Source organism: Pseudomonas sp. GW823-FHT02E01, assembly GCF_058797535.1.
This window is the reverse complement of the sequence record NZ_JBXAJS010000005.1, coordinates 349,676-368,993: the sequence shown is the minus strand read 5'-3', so window position 1 is coordinate 368,993 and position 19,318 is coordinate 349,676. Positions and strand designations below refer to the sequence as shown.

15 protein-coding genes are annotated in these 19,318 nt (G+C 60.4%); 9 read left to right on the top strand and 6 right to left on the bottom strand.

Annotated elements, in window-relative coordinates:
• Positions 1 to 192: 192 nt before the first annotated feature.
• Entirely contained in the window at positions 193 to 2,004 is a 1,812-nt protein-coding gene (locus tag AC1RDQ_RS14700) for a cation:proton antiporter (protein WP_057713415.1), read from the bottom strand.
• 107 nt (positions 2,005 to 2,111) lie between these two features.
• Between AC1RDQ_RS14700 and xerD the strand changes: the two genes are divergently transcribed.
• The 6 genes from xerD to AC1RDQ_RS14670 all read left to right on the top strand — a co-directional run bounded on the left by xerD (position 2,112) and on the right by AC1RDQ_RS14670 (position 8,844).
• Entirely contained in the window at positions 2,112 to 3,008 is an 897-nt protein-coding gene (xerD, locus tag AC1RDQ_RS14695) for a site-specific tyrosine recombinase XerD (RefSeq protein ID WP_492587595.1), read from the top strand.
• Between the two features lie 266 nt (positions 3,009 to 3,274).
• The gene (dsbC, locus tag AC1RDQ_RS14690) at positions 3,275 to 4,006 is read left to right on the top strand and encodes a bifunctional protein-disulfide isomerase/oxidoreductase DsbC (protein ID WP_057713416.1); all 732 of its coding nucleotides are present in this window, start codon (positions 3,275 to 3,277) and stop codon (positions 4,004 to 4,006) included.
• 133 nt (positions 4,007 to 4,139) lie between these two features.
• A complete protein-coding gene (locus AC1RDQ_RS14685) occupies positions 4,140 to 5,444 on the top strand; it encodes a homoserine dehydrogenase (protein WP_057713417.1) in 1,305 nt (434 codons plus the stop codon).
• Positions 5,445 to 5,510: 66 nt separating this feature from the next.
• Positions 5,511 to 6,920 (top strand): threonine synthase, encoded by a 1,410-nt coding sequence (thrC, locus tag AC1RDQ_RS14680; protein WP_057713418.1) that lies wholly within the window; start codon positions 5,511 to 5,513, stop codon positions 6,918 to 6,920.
• 119 nt (positions 6,921 to 7,039) lie between these two features.
• Complete coding sequence (locus AC1RDQ_RS14675) at positions 7,040 to 8,395, top strand: transporter substrate-binding domain-containing protein (RefSeq protein WP_057713419.1); 1,356 nt, start codon at positions 7,040 to 7,042, stop codon at positions 8,393 to 8,395.
• 161 nt (positions 8,396 to 8,556) lie between these two features.
• Entirely contained in the window at positions 8,557 to 8,844 is a 288-nt protein-coding gene (locus tag AC1RDQ_RS14670; RefSeq protein WP_046041997.1) for a DUF3509 domain-containing protein, read from the top strand.
• 169 nt (positions 8,845 to 9,013) lie between these two features.
• Here the strand turns inward: AC1RDQ_RS14670 and AC1RDQ_RS14665 are convergent, their stop codons facing one another.
• Both AC1RDQ_RS14665 and AC1RDQ_RS14660 read right to left on the bottom strand, forming a co-directional pair.
• Complete coding sequence (locus AC1RDQ_RS14665) at positions 9,014 to 9,982, bottom strand: TIGR02285 family protein (protein ID WP_492587594.1); 969 nt, start codon at positions 9,980 to 9,982, stop codon at positions 9,014 to 9,016.
• Positions 9,936 to 11,135: a CaiB/BaiF CoA transferase family protein gene (locus AC1RDQ_RS14660; protein ID WP_057713422.1), complete on the bottom strand. Its 1,200-nt coding sequence runs from the start codon at positions 11,133 to 11,135 to the stop codon at positions 9,936 to 9,938. Before AC1RDQ_RS14660 ends, AC1RDQ_RS14665 begins: the two co-directional genes overlap by 47 nt.
• A 147-nt stretch (positions 11,136 to 11,282) precedes the next feature.
• Here AC1RDQ_RS14660 and AC1RDQ_RS14655 point away from each other — a divergent pair, with 147 nt between their 5' ends.
• From AC1RDQ_RS14655 to AC1RDQ_RS14645, 3 genes are all read left to right on the top strand, one after another.
• Entirely contained in the window at positions 11,283 to 11,825 is a 543-nt protein-coding gene (locus tag AC1RDQ_RS14655) for a YaeQ family protein (RefSeq protein ID WP_007971297.1), read from the top strand.
• 66 nt (positions 11,826 to 11,891) lie between these two features.
• Entirely contained in the window at positions 11,892 to 13,601 is a 1,710-nt protein-coding gene (recJ, locus tag AC1RDQ_RS14650; RefSeq protein ID WP_492587592.1) for a single-stranded-DNA-specific exonuclease RecJ, read from the top strand.
• A gap of 279 nt (positions 13,602 to 13,880) precedes the next feature.
• Positions 13,881 to 14,987 (top strand): NADH:flavin oxidoreductase/NADH oxidase, encoded by a 1,107-nt coding sequence (locus AC1RDQ_RS14645; protein ID WP_150814679.1) that lies wholly within the window; start codon positions 13,881 to 13,883, stop codon positions 14,985 to 14,987.
• A 66-nt stretch (positions 14,988 to 15,053) separates the two neighbouring features.
• Here the strand turns inward: AC1RDQ_RS14645 and glpD are convergent, their stop codons facing one another.
• The 3 genes from glpD to glpK all read right to left on the bottom strand — a co-directional run bounded on the left by glpD (position 15,054) and on the right by glpK (position 19,270).
• Positions 15,054 to 16,592 (bottom strand): glycerol-3-phosphate dehydrogenase, encoded by a 1,539-nt coding sequence (gene glpD / locus AC1RDQ_RS14640; protein ID WP_492587591.1) that lies wholly within the window; start codon positions 16,590 to 16,592, stop codon positions 15,054 to 15,056.
• Positions 16,593 to 16,913: 321 nt separating this feature from the next.
• A complete protein-coding gene (locus AC1RDQ_RS14635) occupies positions 16,914 to 17,669 on the bottom strand; it encodes a DeoR/GlpR family transcriptional regulator (protein WP_007971301.1) in 756 nt (251 codons plus the stop codon).
• A gap of 95 nt (positions 17,670 to 17,764) precedes the next feature.
• Positions 17,765 to 19,270 (bottom strand): glycerol kinase GlpK, encoded by a 1,506-nt coding sequence (glpK, locus tag AC1RDQ_RS14630; protein ID WP_057713425.1) that lies wholly within the window; start codon positions 19,268 to 19,270, stop codon positions 17,765 to 17,767.
• Positions 19,271 to 19,318: the final 48 nt, after the last annotated feature.

The window sequence follows — 19,318 nt, the reverse complement described above, 5'->3', positions numbered from 1 at the left end:
GATGCAAAAAAAGCAGCCTGCGGGCTGCTTTTTTGTTGCCTGCGGTTTAACGAATTCTCCGGATCGCGGCCTGACGCGAGACCGGGTTGCGGCCATCGCGAGCAAGCTCGCTCCCACAGTAGATCTTCTGCGACCACAATGCCTGTGAACGCCATAGATCCCCTGTGGGAGCGAGCTTGCTCACGATGCAATTTACGTAGCGTCGCTGGTTTCAGGCTGAATCAACGCCAACAACGTCCACCCTGCTGAAGGCTTGACCGCACTGTCCGGCGTCACCACATGCACCCAGCCACTGTCATCACGAGCAAACAGCAGAGTCGCACGCTCGCCATGCAACGCCTGATAATCCTCCCAGCCAAAGCCCTCGGTCAGGTTCGTGCTGTACAACTCACCCCCCTGATGCAGCTGATTGGCCAGCTTGATGTAGGTTAACTCCTCATTGCCTAGCAAACGCCCGCGATGTTCATGGCTGGCGCGATGCTTGTCGGTGCGTCGGCTCTCCTGGCCGCTGGCCAGTCCGAACAGCCGTTGATGGCCGAAATCATGGCGAAAACGCATTGCGGCGAGGGTGTTCAACTCGCCGGACGGTGACAACGCCAGCAAATGTCCAAGCCCGACCAGATCCAGATGCGCATCGGCATGTTGCGAGGCCGGGTTGCCAAAATAGGTCGGCAAGCCTTCCATCCGGGCTGCGCGAATGTTTTCCCAGCTCGAATCCGTCAACAGTACGCGACTGCCCAGTTGCTGCAGGGCCTTGCCCAGCGTGCGCGCAGGTCCGTTGGCGCCGATGATCAGAAAGCCGCTCGGTGCCGGTTCCGCCACCTTCAGCAGGCGCGCCAGCGGTCGTGCCGTCGCGCTTTGCAACACCACCGTGCCGATGATCACCGCAAAGGTGAGCGGCACCAGCAGCAACGCTCCCTGGTGACCGGCCTCATGCAAGCGAATGGCGAAGATTGCCGACACCGCCGCTGCCACGATGCCCCTTGGGGCAATCCACGCCAGCAGCGCCCGTTCGCGCCAACCCAGGCTGGAGCCCGCCGTGCTCAGCAGCACATTCAAAGGGCGGGCGATGAACTGAATGACCAGCAGCAAAATCAGCACCAGAGGCCCGAGACCGATCATGGCGTTCAGGTCCAGCCGTGCCGCCAGCAGAATGAACAGGCCGGAGATCAGCAACACGCTGAGGTTTTCCTTGAAATGCAGGATGTGCCGTACATCCACGCCTTTCATGTTGGCCAGCCACATGCCCATCAGTGTCACGGCCAGCAACCCGGATTCATGGGTGACCTCGTTGGAGGCAATGAAAATACCCAGGACTGCCGCGAGCGCCGCCAGGTTGTGCAGGTATTCCGGCAGCCACTGGCGGCGAATCAGGGTGCCGAGCAACCAGCCACCAAAAATACCGAACAGGCTCCCGCACAAAATCACGCCGCCGAAGGTCAGCAGGCTTTCCTTGAGGCCGTTACCTTCGGCACTGGCAATGATGAAGCTATAGACGACTACCGCCAGCAGGGCGCCGATGGGGTCGATGACAATGCCTTCCCAGCGCAGGATATTGGCAATCGACGCTTTCGGGCGCACGACGCGTAGCATCGGTACGATCACGGTCGGCCCTGTCACCAGGGTCAGGCTGCCGAACAGGATGGCCAGCAACCAGTCGAACCCCAGCAGCCAGTGAGTGGCGACAGCAATGACCACCCAGGTGGAGAGGGCGCCAATGGTGACCAGGCGATGGACGACGCTGCCGATTTCGCGCCACTCGGACAGATGCAGGGTCAGGCTGCCTTCGAACAGGATCAGCGCCACCGCCAAGGACACCAGCGGCATCAGCAATGGCCCGAACATTTCTTGCGGGTCGAGCAAGTGCAGTACGGGGCCAGCCAGGATGCCGGTCAGCAGCAGAAAAAGAATCGCCGGCAATTTCAAGCGCCAGGCCAGCCATTGGCAAAGCAGTGCCGCCGCGCCTATCCCGCCAAATGCCAATAAAATCTGCTGCTCGCTCATTGCTGCTCCCTGTTCCTTGAAATGGCGGCCTATGAAAGACTAGCGGCCGTTTTCATGTCCAATCTTAATTTTGCGTGCAGCCTCAAGGCTGCATGATTCGAGTACCCATGCCTGCCATCGATCACCCGCTGATAGACCAATTCCTCGATACCCTGTGGTTGGAGAAAGGTCTTTCCGACAACACCCGCGATGCCTATCGCAGTGACCTGGCGCTGTTCAACGGCTGGTTGCAGGAAAAAGGGCTGGAGCTGATCAACGCTGGCCGCGAACTGATCCTTGATCACCTGGCTTGGCGTCTGGAACAAAACTACAAGCCTCGTTCCACTGCGCGATTTCTCTCCGGTGTGCGTGGGTTCTATCGCTATTTGCTGCGGGAAAAACTCATCGCCGTCGATCCGACCCTTCGCATCGACATGCCGCAGCTGGGTAGGCCGCTGCCGAAATCCTTGTCGGAAGCCGACGTGGAGGCGCTGTTGAAAGCGCCGGACCTGAGCGAAGCCATTGGCCAGCGTGACCGGGCCATGCTTGAAGTCCTGTACGCCTGCGGCCTGCGAGTGACAGAGCTGATCAGCCTGACGCTGGAGCAGGTCAATCTACGTCAGGGCGTGCTGCGTGTGATGGGCAAGGGCAGCAAGGAGCGTCTGGTGCCGATGGGTGAAGAGGCAATTGTCTGGGTCGAGCGCTACATGCGCGATGGCCGTGGCGAACTGCTCGGCGGGCGTCCCAGCGATGTGTTGTTCCCGAGTCAGCGTGGCGAGCAGATGACCCGTCAGACCTTCTGGCACCGGATCAAGCACCAGGCCAAGGTGGCCGGGATCGGCAAGTCGCTGTCGCCGCACACCTTGCGCCATGCCTTCGCCACGCATCTGCTCAATCACGGTGCAGACCTGCGGGTGGTGCAAATGCTGCTGGGGCACAGCGATTTGTCTACGACGCAGATCTACACCCATGTTGCCCGGGCGCGCTTGCAGGATTTGCACGCCAAGCATCATCCACGCGGGTGAACTTCCCGAGATCCGCTTTTCTGTGGGAGCGGGCTTGCCCGCGAAGAGGTCGGCACATACAACATTGATGTCGCCTGATACGACGCTTTCGCGAGCAAGCCCGCTCCCACAGGAGATTGTGTCGCCACAAATGTCTTGCATCAGGTGCATTCGGCCATGTGGGCCTTATGTGATAGGCTGGGCCGGTTTGCACGATGGGCGTTTATGACCCGGTGTTTCGGCACGGGCGTTCTGATCGTCCCATTTGTCCGTCTTCAGGAGTTCTCATGCGTCTGACCCAGATTTTCGCCGCCGCAGCCATTGCGTTGGTCAGCACCTTTGCCGTCGCCGATGACGCGGCCGACAAAGCCATTCGTAAAAGCCTGGAAAACCTCCAGCTCGAAGTGCCGGTAGAGACCATCACCGCCAGCCCGTTGCCAGGCCTGTATGAAGTCAAGCTCAAGGGCAGCCGTGTGCTGTACGCCAGCGCCGACGGCCAGTACGTGGTTCAGGGCTACCTGTTCGACCTCAAGGACGGCAAGCCGGTCAACCTGACCGAGAAGACCGAGCGCCAGGGCATCTCCAAGCTGATCAACGCCATCCCGGTTGCCGAAACCGTTGTCTACCCGGCCATTGGCGAAACCAAGTCGCACATCACCGTTTTCACCGACACCACCTGCCCGTACTGCCACAAGCTGCACGCCGAAGTGCCTGAGCTGAACAAGCGCGGCATCGAAGTGCGTTACGTCGCGTTCCCGCGTCAGGGCCTGGGCTCGCCGGGTGACGAGCAACTGCAAGCGGTGTGGTGCTCGAAAGACAAGAAAGCGGCCATGGACAAAATGGTCGACGGCAAGGAAATCAAGGCCGCCAAGTGCGATAACCCGGTCTCCAAACAGTTCGCCCTCGGCCAGTCGATCGGCGTGAATGGCACACCGGCCATCGTTTTGGCCGACGGTCAGGTCATTCCGGGCTACCAGCCTGCGCCACAAGTCGCCAAACTGGCGCTGGGCGCGAAGTAAATTCGCATCGTCACGGCAAGCCTTGACGATCATGGTCCGGTAGCGACATTCGCCGGGCCATCAATAGAGAGCCGCGAGTCTGCGGTTGTTTTCACGGCCGGCCTCGAGTCGGCCGTTTTATGGGGAGTTCACAGTGAAACCGGTCAAAGTAGGCATCTGTGGGTTAGGAACCGTCGGTGGCGGTACCTTCAACGTACTTCAGCGCAACGCCGAGGAAATTGCTCGTCGTGCCGGGCGTGGAATCGAAGTGGCACAAATTGCCATGCGCACGCCAAAGCCTCAGTTCCAAACGACCGGTATTGCGATTACCAACGATGTCTTCGAAGTGGCCACGAACCCTGAGATCGACATCGTCATAGAGCTGATGGGCGGCTACACCGTTGCCCGCGAGCTGGTACTCAAGGCCATCGAGAATGGCAAGCATGTGGTCACCGCGAACAAGGCGCTTATCGCCGTTCACGGTAATGAAATTTTCGCCAAGGCCCGCGAGAAGGGCGTGATCGTTGCGTTCGAAGCGGCGGTGGCCGGTGGCATCCCGGTGATCAAGGCGATCCGCGAAGGCCTGTCCGCCAACCGCATCAACTGGGTAGCCGGCATCATCAACGGCACCGGCAACTTCATCCTGACGGAAATGCGCGAGAAGGGTCGCACCTTCGAAGACGTATTGGCCGAAGCCCAGGCCCTGGGTTACGCCGAAGCCGATCCGACCTTCGACGTCGAGGGTATCGACGCCGCTCACAAGCTGACGATCCTGGCATCCATCGCGTTCGGTATTCCGTTGCAGTTCGACAAGGCTTACACCGAAGGCATCACCAAGCTGACCACCGCCGACGTGAACTACGCCGAAGCGCTGGGCTACCGCATCAAGCACCTGGGCGTGGCGCGCAGCACCGCGGCCGGTATCGAACTGCGCGTGCACCCGACGCTGATCCCGGCCGATCGCCTGATCGCCAACGTCAACGGCGTGATGAACGCGGTGATGGTCAACGGCGATGCTGCCGGTTCGACCCTGTTCTACGGCGCTGGCGCCGGCATGGAACCGACCGCTTCGTCGGTGATCGCCGACCTGGTGGACGTGGTCCGCGCCATGACTTCCGACCCGGAAAACCGCGTACCACACCTGGCGTTCCAGCCGGATTCGCTGTCGGCTCACCCGATCCTGCCGATCGAAGCCTGCGAAAGCGCCTACTACCTGCGCATCCAGGCCAAGGACCATCCGGGCGTATTGGCTCAGGTCGCGAGCATCCTTTCGGAGCGCGGCATCAACATCGAGTCGATCATGCAGAAGGAAGCCGAGGAGCACGACGGCCTGGTGCCGATGATCCTGCTGACCCACCGTGTGGTGGAACAGCGCATCAACGACGCCATCGCTGCTTTGGAAGCCTTGGCGGGTGTGGTCGGTCCAGTTGTACGGATCCGTGTCGAGCACCTGAACTAAGCCGATATCGTTGACCGGGCTCGCTTGCGGGCCCGGCACTACGAACACTGTCCATTGGAGTCAGTCATGCGTTACATCAGTACCCGCGGCCAGGCACCGGCCCTGAATTTCGAAGACGTCCTGCTGGCTGGTCTTGCCACCGACGGCGGTCTGTACGTCCCGGAAAACCTGCCACGTTTCACCCAGGAAGAAATCGCTTCCTGGGCCGGCCTGCCGTATCACGAACTGGCCTTCCGCGTCATGCGCCCGTTCGTCACCGGCAGCATTCCAGACGCCGATTTCAAAAAGATTCTTGAAGAAACCTACGGCGTGTTCGCCCACAGCGCCGTTGCGCCGCTGCGTCAGCTGAACGGCAACGAATGGGTGCTGGAGCTGTTCCACGGCCCGACCCTGGCGTTCAAGGACTTCGCCCTGCAATTGCTCGGTCGTCTGCTCGACTACGTGCTGGAAAAGCGCGGCGAGCGCGTGGTGATCGTAGGCGCTACTTCCGGTGATACCGGCTCGGCCGCCATCGAAGGCTGCAAGCACTGCGAAAACGTCGACATCTTCATCCTGCACCCGCACAACCGTGTGTCCGAGGTGCAGCGTCGCCAGATGACCACGATTTTCGGCGAGAACATCCACAACATCGCCATCGAAGGCAACTTCGATGACTGCCAGGAAATGGTCAAGGCGAGCTTCGCCGATCAGAGCTTCCTCAAAGGCACTCGCCTGGTCGCGGTGAACTCGATCAACTGGGCGCGGATCATGGCCCAGATCGTTTACTACTTCCACGCATCCCTGCAGTTGGGCGGCCCGGCGCGTTCGGTGTCGTTCTCGGTGCCAACCGGCAACTTCGGCGACATCTTCGCCGGTTATCTGGCGCGCAACATGGGCCTGCCGATCAATCAGTTGATCGTCGCCACCAACCGCAACGACATCCTGCACCGCTTCATGAGCGGCAATCAGTACGTCAAGGACACCCTGCACGCCACGCTGTCGCCGTCGATGGACATCATGGTCTCGTCGAACTTCGAACGCCTGCTGTTCGACCTGCACGGTCGCAACGGCGCGGCCATCGCCGGGCTGATGGATTCGTTCAAGCAGGGTGGCGGTTTCAGCGTCGAGCAAGAGCGCTGGACCGAAGCCCGCAAGTTGTTCGACTCGCTGGCCGTGGATGACGCGCAAACCTGCGAAACCATTGCCGAAGTCTACGAGCAGACTGGCGAAGTGCTGGATCCACACACAGCCATCGGCGTGAAAGCTGCCCGGGAATGCCGTCGCAGCCTGGATATTCCAATGGTGATCCTGGGCACCGCCCACCCGGTCAAATTCCCGGACGCCGTGGAAAAAGCCGGTGTAGGAAAAGCGCTCGAACTGCCGGTACATCTTTCTGATTTGTTTGAGCGAGACGAACGTTGCACCGTATTGCCAAATGACCTGAAGGCCGTGCAGGCCTTTGTCAGCCAGCATGGCAACCGCGGCAAGCCGCTGTAACCGGTCAGCGCTGTTACATTTTGAAGCCCGTCTCCTGACGGGCTTTTTCATTTCTGCATGCACACTTGTCGTGTTATCGCCGCGAAGGGACAGGCGAATGGATCACCAAGGACGTGGGAATGCTGTTTACAAGTGTGTTCAAGCCAGTCGCGCGCTGGCTGTTTTTATTCGGCATGCTGGGAATCGCCGAATGGGGAGGGGCAAGCCCTGCATCGATTCAGGAGCGTGGGAAGTCTGCCGCACGGTCAATGGTCGTGCTGGATGACCAGGAGTTGCAGTGGATGGCCAAGCATCCTCGGGTCGTGGTCACGGCGCTGGAATACCCGTTGTACCTGTTCAAGGATGAACATGGCCAATGGACGGGCTTGAACAGTGACCTGCTCAAGCGCATCAGTGACATGACGGGGTTGCAGTTCGTTTACCAAGAGTCTTTTTCCACCGATCAGATGCTGGCCCATCTGGAAAGCGGCGCTGCGGATTTGAGTACGACCCTGGCGATGAATGACGAACGCAAGGCGTTTCTCGATTTCAGTCATGCGTTCGGCGGTGCAGGATGGGTCTTTCTCGGGCAGGCCGGAGCACCACCGGTGCAGTCGCTGGAGGATCTGGCGAAGCGGGTACTGGTGCTGCCGACCCGGCATGCACTGGAAGCGATGATCCGTCGCAATTATCCGTCCATCGAGTTGCGTTCGGTTAAAACCTACGCCGAAGCCCGTGCCTGGGTGGAAAGCGGCGAAGCCTACGCCACCATCGAAAGCGAAATCGGCGCCCAGCTTATTCCGTCGGGCCGGCTAAAGATCGACGCCGTGGTGCCGGGAAAATGGGATGCGGATTATCTGGCGGTGCGAAAAGGCCAGCCGCAGTTGCTGAGTATCCTCAACAAGGCGCTTGAGGCGTTTCCTGAACAGGAGTTGCGCGGCCTTCGCCTGAAGTGGTTCGGCGGCGCTACCGCGCCACAGGCGCCTGGCCTCTGGCAGCGGATTGACCAGTGGGTTTGCTGGGGCGTGTTGGTGGTCAGCCTGTTCGGTCTGTTGTCCCTGCTCTGGAATCGGCGGTTGGCGGTGGTGGTCAGGCAACGGGTCGAGGCTCAAAGCAGTCTGCGCGATCAGCTCGCCTTCCAGCATGCCCTGATGGATGCCATGCCTGACCCGATGTTTGTCCGTGATCTGCAAGGGCGTTTGATCATGTGCAACAAAAGTTATGAGGACGCCTTGTCGACGCGTTTTGACCGGATGCAGGGGCGGCAGTTGATCGAGGTCGATGCCATGCCCAGACAAACCGCGGAACTGCTGCATGCCGAGTTCATGGCGCAATTGAGTACGCGCAGGACGCGCTTTTTCGAGCGTCAATTGATGTTCAAGGACGGTGTCAGGGATATCTACCAGTGGACAGTGCCCTTTTATACGGCGGATGGCCAGCTACGAGGATTGTTGGGGGGATGGGCCGACATCGCCCGGCGCACCCGACAGACGTGATGGTTGGGTTTTTTCTCTGTCATGTTCGCCGTGCATGCTCTCTTGACTGGGCTGCAGGTTCGCCTGCAGTCAGTACCCAGAACTTTCTTCTCGGGCCAGCGGTCATTTGTAGTAGGCATGCCCCAGGCACGTTGTTTTCGGACTATTGAGTGGTGATCGGGATGGAAAGTATCAGTCTGTTGCTCGGTGAGGCGCTAAGCCCGTATCAGGTTACGTTGACCCCGTCAGGCATTCGTGGCGAATGCCGGGTGACCCTGAAGAATGCTATCGGCGCGACCGTGGTCGAGCGCGAGTTCAATCAGGCCCAGTTGAATGACAAACGCCTGCTGACGGATGTGGTCGACGGTTTGCATCGCGACGTGCTGATTGCTGAAGGACGCCTTGAGCCTTGTGTGATCGCAGCATTGCGTAATGCGGCGCAGGACAAGCTGCTGGCCAGCCGCAATTGAACGGTTTTTTGCGGGAACCTTCCCGCGCCCAGGTCAGTCAGACTTTGTAACAGCAGGATCAAGCATTGTGCTCCGGTGCTTGTAGCTTGCTGCTACTGGTCTCCAAGCAGACCACGTTTGACCCCGAGTCGTCTCCCCACTTCTCGGGGTTTCTTTTGCCCGGGATTTGTCAGGGGTGCGCCAGATTGTCGAAAAACGCCTTGGTGTCTTTCAGGTAGTCGCTGCGGCTTTCGGGATCCAGCCAGGCGGCGTAGGCCTCATCTAGGCGTTCACGGGGAAGGGTGCGCAACACCTGATTGATTTCGACAATGGCCTGCCGGCCCTTTGGCGTGTCGGTGCAACCGATATAACCGGACAGGTATTTGCCCGTGCCACGGATCGGATAGAACTGCAATTCATCCTCGGCAATGCCTTGCAGCGAGGCCTGGTAACGTATTTCCGGGCGATAACCCAACAGCAGGCGCAAGCGTCCCAGGCGCTGCATCTGCAGCAGGCTGCCCAAGGCGTCGTTACCGTAATGAGGGGCCAGCGCGTCGACTGGCGCTTGCTTGAGCAGTCCGTCGAGGTATTCGCCGTAATTGCGCTCGGCAATAATTCCCAGTTTTTCGTTACCGCTGGCGAGCAGCGCTGCCAGGTCCACTTCGTCGTCCTTGATAAAGGGTGTCAGCACTTTCTGGTCGACGCGCCGCACGGCCAGGCCATTGCTCATGGCGCGGAAGACCGGAATGGAAAAGGCGATCCACTTTTCCCGTTCCTTGCTCCAGTTCAGCGCCGCGTCGCAGACGAGGGACGGTTCGTGGAGCATTTGCAGGCCACGCGCGCGATTGACCCTCATCACGCTGTGCTGGTATTGCGGCATGCCGGCAATCAACATTGGAAGCAATTGATCGATAACGCCCAGACCCTTTTTCGGCCCGTCGAAAATCGTCAGCGGCGGCAGGTCGCGCTTGAGCCAGATCAGGGGTTCCCCGGTTTGCGCCAGGGCTGACGGGATCGGTCCAGGGAGCAGGAACAAGATCGCCAGCATGCACAGCAGCCGCCCGCCGCGTGGCGGGCAGTGTCGAGTGGGCCATGCGGGCAGGTGCCTCAGCCTAGATGGCTCCGTCTTTGCGCAACTGTGCAATCTGCGTCGCGTCATAGCCAAGTTCCTGGAGTACCTGTGCGTTGTGCTCACCCAGTTGTGGCCCGACCCATTCACATTCCCCGGGTGTCTCTGAGAGTTTCGGCACAATACCCGGCATCTTGAAGTCTTTGCCATCCGGCAGCTTGGCTTGCAGGAACATTTCCCGCGCCAGGTACTGGGGGTCATTGAACATGTCTTCGGCGCTGAAGATCCGGCTGGCCGGCACCTCGGCCTGATTGAGCTGCGCCAGCACCCTGTCCAGCGGCAACGAGTTGACCCAGCGATCGATGACGCCATAAATCTCGTCGCGTCGGGCATCGCGGCCATCGTTGCTGGCAAGCTGGGGGTCGTTGGCCAAGTCTTCCCGGCCAATGATCAGCATGAAGCGTTTGAAAATCGCGTCGCCATTGGCGCCGATCTGCACGTGCTTGCCATCGGCACTGGTGTGGATCGAGGACGGGGTGATGCCGGGCATGATATTGCCCGTGCGTTCGCGGATGAAACCGAATACGTCGAACTCCGGAACCATGCTTTCCATCATCGCGAAGATGGCTTCGTACAGCGCCACGTCCACCACTTGCCCCAGACCGCCGTTGACTTCGCGATGACGCAGGGCCATCAGCGCGCCGATCACGCCCCAGAGCGCGGCAATCGAGTCGCCGATGGAAATGCCGGTGCGCACGGGTGGGCGGTCTTCGAAACCGGTGATGTAGCGCAGGCCCCCCATCGACTCACCGACCGCGCCAAAGCCGGGCTGATCCTTCATCGGGCCGGTCTGGCCGAAACCCGACAGCCGCACCATGACCAGTTTCGGGTTCAAGGCGTGCAGGACGTCCCACCCCAGGCCGAGTTTTTCCAGGACGCCGGGACGAAAGTTTTCGATCAGTATGTCTGCCTCACCCAGCAGCTGTTTCAGGATGGCCTGACCGTCGGGGTGCTTGAGGTTGAGAGTCAGGGACTTTTTGTTGCGGGCCTGGACGAACCACCACAACGAAGTGCCTTCATACAACTTGCGCCATTTGCGCAATGGATCACCGCCGTCCGGGGATTCGATCTTGATTACGTCGGCGCCGAATTCCGCGCAAATACGCGAGGCAAACGGGCCGGCAATCAAGGTGCCCAATTCGATGACTTTCAGACCGGAAAGCGGTTTGGCGGTGAACGGCATGCTGGATCCTGTGGGGCAAAGGTTGAGCGGATAGAGCGTTTTAACATAGCCGACTGTCAGACGCTCCAGCTTGATTGTGTTCAATTCGTGGATTGCCCGTCGCATCGGTTAGACTTGCCGCCTTTCCTCGTATCAAGAAGCCCGTACATGGCCCAGCCGTCCACGACCTACAAGTTTGAACTGAACCTCACCGACCTCGACCGCAGCGTCTATGAGAGCGTGAAGCAGACCATCGCCCGTCACCCTTCGGAAACCGAAGAGCGCATGACCGTGCGCCTGCTGGCCTACGCCCTCTGGTACAACGAGCAGTTGTCTTTTGGCCGTGGTCTGTCGGAAGTGGATGAACCGGCCTTGTGGGAAAAAAGCCTGGATGACCGCGTCCTGCACTGGATCGAAGTCGGCCAGCCGGATGCCGAGCGCCTGACCTGGTGCTCGCGCCGCACTGAACGTACCAGCCTGTTGGCCTACGGCAGCCTGCGCGTGTGGGAGGGCAAAGTGGTGCCGGCGGTGAAAAACCTGAAGAACGTCAACATCGCTGCCGTGCCTCAGGAAGTCCTGGAAACCCTGGCCAAAGACATGCCCCGCGTCATCAAGTGGGACGTGATGATCAGCGAAGGGACGATCTTCGTCACCGACGACCGTGGTCAGCACGAAGTCCAGTTGCAGTGGCTGGCCGGTGAGCGCGGCTGATTTTTCGCAACTGCCCCGCGTCACCCGGTTTTATCCTACGTATTGAAGAGAAGCATCTTTCACCCCATGCGCATCGAACCTCGCCTGCTGCCCGACACCCTGCCATTCCTCGGTGATATTCCGCCGCTGTTGACCCGCCTGTACGCGGCTCGGGGCGTGCTGTCCGAGGCGGAACTGGACAAGAGCCTGGCGCGGTTGATTCCGTTCCAGCAACTCAAGGGCATCGATGCCGCCGTGGATCTGCTGGTGACTGCGCTCGAACGGCGTCAGCGCATTCTGATCGTCGGCGACTTTGATGCCGACGGCGCGACGGCAAGCACCGTGGGCACCTTGGGTTTGCGTCTGTTGGGGGCGGCACATGTCGACTATCTGGTGCCCAACCGATTCGACTACGGCTATGGCCTGACACCGGAAATCGTCGCGGTGGCGCTTGAGCGTCAGCCGCATTTGCTGATCACCGTCGACAACGGCATCTCCAGCGTCGAAGGCGTGGCAGCGGCGAAAAAGGCCGGGCTCAAGGTGCTCGTCACCGACCACCACTTGCCCGGTGACGAGCTGCCGTTGGCCGATGCCATCGTCAATCCGAACCAGCCCGGCTGCGAGTTTCCGAGCAAGGCGCTGGCCGGCGTCGGGGTGATTTTCTATGTATTGATGGCCCTGCGTGCGCGGTTGCGCGAGCTGGGCTGGTACACAAGCAAGCCGCAGCCGAATATCGGCGAACTGCTCGATCTGGTGGCTCTTGGCAGCGTGGCCGACGTGGTGCCGCTGGATGCCAACAACCGGATTCTGGTGCATCAGGGCCTGGAGCGGATTCGCGCTGGACGTGCCCGGCCGGGGATCAAGGCGATCCTCGAAGTGGCCAAGCGCGATCATGCGCGTATCACCTCCACCGATCTGGGCTTCATTGTCGGCCCGCGCCTGAACGCAGCAGGGCGCCTGGACGACATGAGCCTGGGCATCGAATGCCTGCTGACCGAAGACGCAGGTCTGGCCCGTGAGATGGCGGCGCAACTGGACGGCATGAACCAGGATCGCAAATCCATCGAGCAAGGGATGCAGCGCGAAGCGCTGGCGCAGCTCAAGGATCTGCCGGTGGAGTCGATGCCGTTCGGCTTGTGCCTGTTCGATCCCGAGTGGCACCAAGGCGTCATCGGTATCCTCGCGTCACGGATGAAAGAGCGCTATTTCCGCCCGACCATCGCCTTTGCCGATGCCGGGGATGGCCTGCTCAAGGGCTCGGGGCGTTCGGTCCAGGGCTTTCACATCCGCGACGCCTTGAGCGTGGTGGCGGCGCAGCATCCGAATCTGATCACCAAATACGGTGGCCACGCGATGGCGGCCGGCCTGACGCTGCCGGAAGCAAATTTCCCCTTGTTCGCCGAAGCCTTTGACGCTGAAGTGCGCCGGCAGCTGCGCGAAGAAGATCTGACTGGTCGCCTGTTGTCGGACGGCACCCTGGCGGTGGAAGAGTTCCACCTGGAGCTGGCTCGTGCCTTGCGGCATGCCGGTCCTTGGGGACAACACTTCCCGGAACCGTTGTTTCATGGGGTGTTCCAGTTGGTCGAGCAGCGCGTCGTTGGCGAGCGGCATCTTAAAGTCGTGCTCAAAAGTGAATGTGGTTCGGTGAAACTCGACGGCATTGCCTTCGGGATCGATCGCGATATCTGGCCGAATCCGACCATCAAATGGGTGGAGCTGGCCTACAAGCTCGACCTCAACGAGTTTCGCGGGAACGAAACGGTTCAATTGATGATTGCCCACATCGAACCGCGTTGACCCGACACCTGCAGGAGCGAGCTCGCTCGCGATAGTCGTGAACGATGGCGCTGGGGGCCTGATACCCCGCGGTGTCCTGTCGTCCATCGCGAGCGAGCTCGCTCCTACAAGGGGCAACATCCCTCGATGTCGACTAGGCTCTAAGCACTGCTTGATTTTGGCCTTGTGACGTCTTGTCGAATTTTTTGCCCGCGGGGGCGGGTGCTGTACCTTTTTCCTGTCACTCGTCGACTATTCAAACAGAACCTGGAGCCTGCCCACTGATTCGAGAGGTGCCCCATGAGTCTGCTGCTTGAACCCTTTACCCTTCGCCAATTGACTTTGCCCAACCGCATCGCGGTATCGCCGATGTGCCAGTATTCCAGTGCCGATGGCCTGGCCAATGACTGGCATCTGGTCCACCTCGGCAGCCGTGCTATCGGCGGGGCCGGGCTGGTGTTTACCGAAGCCACGGCGGTCACCGCCGACGGGCGTATCACGGCCGAGGATCTCGGTCTGTGGAATGATGAACAGATCGAACCCCTGCAACGCATCACCCGCTTCATCAACGCCCAGGGCGCCGTTGCCGGCATTCAGCTGGCCCATGCCGGGCGCAAGGCCAGCACCCACCGGCCGTGGCTCGGCAAGCATGGCAGCGTCAAACCCGACGAGGGCGGCTGGGTACCGGTCGGACCTTCGCCGATTGCGTTCGACCCGCAGCACACCCAACCCAAACAACTGGATGACGACGAGATCGCCAAAGTGATCCAGGCCTTTGTCGATGCGGCAAAGCGCTCACTGACGGCCGGTTTCAAAGTGGTCGAAGTGCACGCGGCCCATGGTTACCTGTTGCATCAATTCCTGTCGCCGTTAAGCAATCAGCGTCGCGATCAATATGGCGGTTCGTTCGAAAATCGTATTCGGCTGGTGCTGCAGGTCACCGAAGCGGTGCGTGCGGTGTGGCCTGAAGAGTTGCCGGTGTTTGTCCGGGTCTCGGCCACCGACTGGGTGGAAGACGGCTGGAACCCCGATGAAACCGTAGAGCTGGCCCGCCGCCTCAAAGCCTTGGGGGTCGACCTGATCGACGTCTCGTCGGGCGGGACGGCAGTCAATGCCGAAATTCCCACAGGCCCCGGTTACCAGACCCGCTTCGCCGAGCGGGTGCGCAAGGAGTCGGGCATGGCCACCGGCACAGTCGGCATGATCACCGAACCGGCCCAGGCCGAGCACATCCTGCGCACCTGTCAGGCGGACATCATCTTCCTGGCCCGTGAGTTGTTGCGCGATCCGTACTGGGCGCTCCACGCGGACGACGACCTGGGCGGGCACAAGGCCGTGTGGCCGGCGCAATATCAGCGGGCGACTCACCGTGAGCAGCCCATTCATGAATCGGATTTGCGCGACTGAAATCCATCGATACGAAAAAGCCCCTGAATCGTGAGATTCAGGGGCTTTCGTTTATCCGGATCGTGTTCAGGCCGCTTCGATCTTGTTGCGGTTTTGCTCGACCTTGTTCAGGTAATCCTTGAGTTTTTCCTGCTCCGCGGCTGTGGTGAACAAGCCGAGCTTGCTGCGCCGCCAGAGGATGTCGTGTGCGGTAGTGGCCCATTCTTCACTGCACAGGTAATCGACCTCGCGGGTGTAGAGACCGCCGCCGATATGCTCGCCCATATCGCTGAGGTCCTGTACGCCTTCGAGCATGCGCCAGGTACGGCTGCCGTAGGAGGTGGCCCAGCGGCGAGCAATATTGCTTGGTACCCAGTCGAATTTGTCGCGGATACGTGAGCTCAAGGCCTGCGGGGTGGTCATGTCTTCACCGCCCGGCAGCGTGGCGCTTGCGGTCCAGCTTGGCTGGATGTGCTTGAAGTAGGGTGCCAGTTGCGCCAGCGCCGACTCGGCCAGTTTGCGATAGGTGGTGAGCTTGCCGCCGAACACCGACAGCAACGGAGCCTCTTCGCCAGTGCCGGACAGCGCCAGGGTGTAATCGCGGGTCACGGCCGACGGGTTGTCGGATTCGTCGTTGCACAGCGGGCGCACACCGGAATAGCTGTGCAGGATGTCCTCGCGGCTGATTTGCTTTTTGAAATGGGCGTTGACCACGTTCAACAGGTAATCGGTTTCGCCGTCGGTAATTGCAACCTTCGCCGGATCGCCGGTGTACTCGCGGTCGGTGGTGCCGATCAGGGTGAAGTGATTCAGGTACGGAATGGTGAACACGATGCGCTGATCTTCGTTTTGCAGGATGTGCGCGTGTTCGCCTTCGTACAGTTTCGGCACGATCAGGTGGCTGCCCTGGATCAGGCGGATGCCGTAAGGCGATTCCATCTTCAGGTCATCGCGAATGAACCTGGCGACCCAGGGCCCGGCCGCATTGACCAATGCCTTGGCGCGGATCGAAAGCAGGCTGCCATCGGCGCGCTCCAGGTGCAGGTGCCACAGGCCCTTGGTGCGACGAGCGCTGACGCAGCGGGTCTGGGTGTGAACGTGGGCGCCTTTTTCCCGGGCGGCCATGGCGTTCAACACCACCAGGCGGGCGTCGTCGACCCAGCAGTCGGAGTATTCGAAGCCCTTGGTGATTTCGCTTTTGAGCGCGCTGTCGGGGCCGAACTTCAGGCTTTTCGAACCTTGCAGTTGCTCGCGCTTGCCCAGGTTGTCATAGAGGAACAGACCGGCACGAATCATCCACGCCGGGCGCAGGTGTGGGCGGTGCGGCAATACGAAACGCATTTGCTTGACGATGTGCGGCGCCTTGGCCAACAACACTTCGCGTTCAGCCAGGGCCTCACGCACCAGGCGGAATTCGTAATGTTCGAGGTAGCGCAAGCCACCGTGAATCAGCTTGCTGCTGGCCGACGAGGTATGGCTGGCCAGGTCATCCTTTTCACAAAGGAACACTGAGAGACCGCGTCCGGCGGCGTCCGCTGCGATCCCCACGCCATTGATCCCGCCACCGATGACGGCGATATCGTAGACCTCGGCGAGAGGGGGCGTAGGCAAGGTGGAAGTGGGCATCGGCTCGGCCTCGGAATTCTTTGATGTTCTGTATTTGAATTCGAACATTAATGTTCATTTGCGAAAATACTAGCCCATAAAGACGCCCACAGCCAGTCAGCTTCGATTGAAAATACTCATCGAAGGGCCGTTAAAGGAAAATTTACGAACATTGAAAGGTTGCAGGCTGCTTTTGTGGCGAGGGGGCTTGCCCCCGCTCGACGGCGAAGCCGTCGCAGGTTGGGGCTATGAATGTGCCTGTCTGAACTCGGCTGAATGGTTTTAGGGCCGCTTCGCAGCCCAACGGGGGCAAGCCCCCTCGCCACGGGGGAAGGAGGGGGGTTAAACGACTTCCAGCCGAACCTTGTGCTGGTTCAACAACTGCGCCAGCGCCGGGGAGGGCTGCTGATCGGTGACCAGGCAGTCGACCAGGCTGATCGGCCCCAGGCGAATCATGGCGTTGCGCCCGAACTTGCTGGAGTCGGCCGCGAGGATCACTTGCCGGGCATTGGCGATGATCGCCTGGGATACCCGCACTTCCTGATAGTCGAAGTCCAGCAGGCTGCCGTCTTCATCGATGCCGCTGATGCCGACCAGGGCGAAATCGACCTTGAACTGATTGATGAAGTCGACACTGGCCTGACCCACCACGCCACCGTCGCGCCGCACGTTGCCGCCAGTGAGCAGGACATCGAAATCGTCCTTGGCGCTGAGCATGGAGGCGACGTGCAGGTTGTTGGTGATGATCTTCAGGTGACTGTGGTTGAGCAGTGCCCGGGCAATGGATTCGGTGGTCGTGCCGATGTTGATGAACAGCGAGGCATGGTCGGGAATCTGCGCGGCAATGGCTTCGCCGATACGCTGTTTTTCATCGCGCATCTGATCGGCGCGCATGGCGTAGGCGGTGTTTTCAACGCTGGAGTCGTAAGCCGCGCCGCCGTGGTAGCGACGCAACAAATTGGCTTCCGCGAGCTGATTGATGTCGCGGCGAATGGTCTGCGGGGTAACTACGAACAGCGTGGCCATTTCCTCGATGCTGACATAGCCGCGTTCGCGGACCAGTTCGAGGATTTGCTGCTGACGGGGAGGCAGATTCATGGGGCGTCCTTTGGGCTGCCGTGCAAAATTTGCCCATGATGCCGCAGGAATCTGCTCCCGACCAGTTACATACAGATACGAGCCTGCGTCTTGGCTTATTCAGTCTCGTCTTCAGCCGCCCAATCGCGGGTACGGCTGACCGCTTTTTTCCACCCCGCGTAGAGTTTTTCCTTCGCCGTTTCATCCAGCGTCGGCTCGAACTTGCGTTCGATCACTGCCTTGCCGCGCAACTCTTCCAGGCTGCCCCAGAAGCCGCAGGCCAGACCTGCCAGGTAAGCTGCACCCAGTGCCGTGGTTTCGCGCATTTGCGGACGCTCGACCTGCGTGCCGAGGATGTCGGCCTGGAACTGCATCAGGAAATTGTTCGCCACCGCGCCGCCGTCCACGCGCAGGGCCTTGAGGCGTTCGCCGGAGTCCTGTTGCATGGCGTCGAGCACGTCGCGAGTCTGGTAGGCAATCGATTCCAGCGCTGCGCGAATGATGTGATCTACGCGCACGCCGCGGGTCAGGCCGAACAAGGCGCCACGGGCGTACGGGTCCCAGTAGGGAGCACCAAGACCGGTGAAGGCCGGCACCAGGTACACACCGTTGCTGTCCTTGACCTTGTTGGCGAAGTATTCGGTGTCGTGGGCGTCGTTGATGATCTTCAGTTCGTCACGCAGCCATTGCACTGTGGAGCCGCCGTTGAACACCGCGCCTTCCAGCGCGTAGGCCACTTCGCCACGTGGGCCGCAGGCGATGGTGGTGAGCATGCCGTGTTGGGACTTAACGGCTTTGTCGCCGGTGTTCATCAACAGGAAGCAGCCAGTGCCGTAGGTGTTTTTCGCCTGGCCTGGCTCGACGCACATCTGACCGAACAGGGCGGCTTGCTGGTCGCCAGCGATGCCGCCGATGGCGATACCGCTTTTGGTGTGACCGTAGATTTCCGAAGAAGACTTCACTTGCGGGAGCATCTCACGCGGGATGTCGAGGACCTCCAGCATCTTCGCGTCCCACTCCAGGGTGTGGATGTTGAAGAGCATGGTGCGCGACGCGTTGGTGTAGTCGGTGACATGCACCTTGCCACCGGTGAATTTCCAGATCAGCCAGCTGTCGACGGTGCCGAACAACAGCTCACCGTTGCGCGCGCGTTCGCGGCTGCCTTCGACGTTGTCGAGGATCCACTTGAGCTTGGTGCCAGAGAAGTACGGGTCGGTGACCAGGCCGGTGGTGTCGCTGATGTATTGCTCGTGGCCATCGCGCTTGAGCTGCTGGCAGATCTCGGTGCTGCGTCGGCACTGCCAGACGATGGCGTTGTAGATCGGGCGGCCGGTGTTCTTGTCCCAGACCACGGTGGTTTCGCGCTGGTTGGTGATGCCGATGGCCGCCACCTGGTCGTGGTGCAGGCCGGCTTGTGCCAGGGCCTCGACCATCACGGCGCTTTGGGTCGCGAAGATTTCCATCGGATCGTGTTCGACCCAGCCGGCTTGCGGGTAATGCTGTGCGAACTCCCGTTGGGCGGTGCAGACCACGTTCGCGTCGCGGTCGAAAATGATCGCGCGGGAGCTGGTCGTACCCTGATCGAGGGCAATGATGTAGTTCTTATTCTGTGTGTCGGTCATGTCGATTGCCTTGGACGAAATAAGGGAGTGAGGTCTGGCGCGCGATCA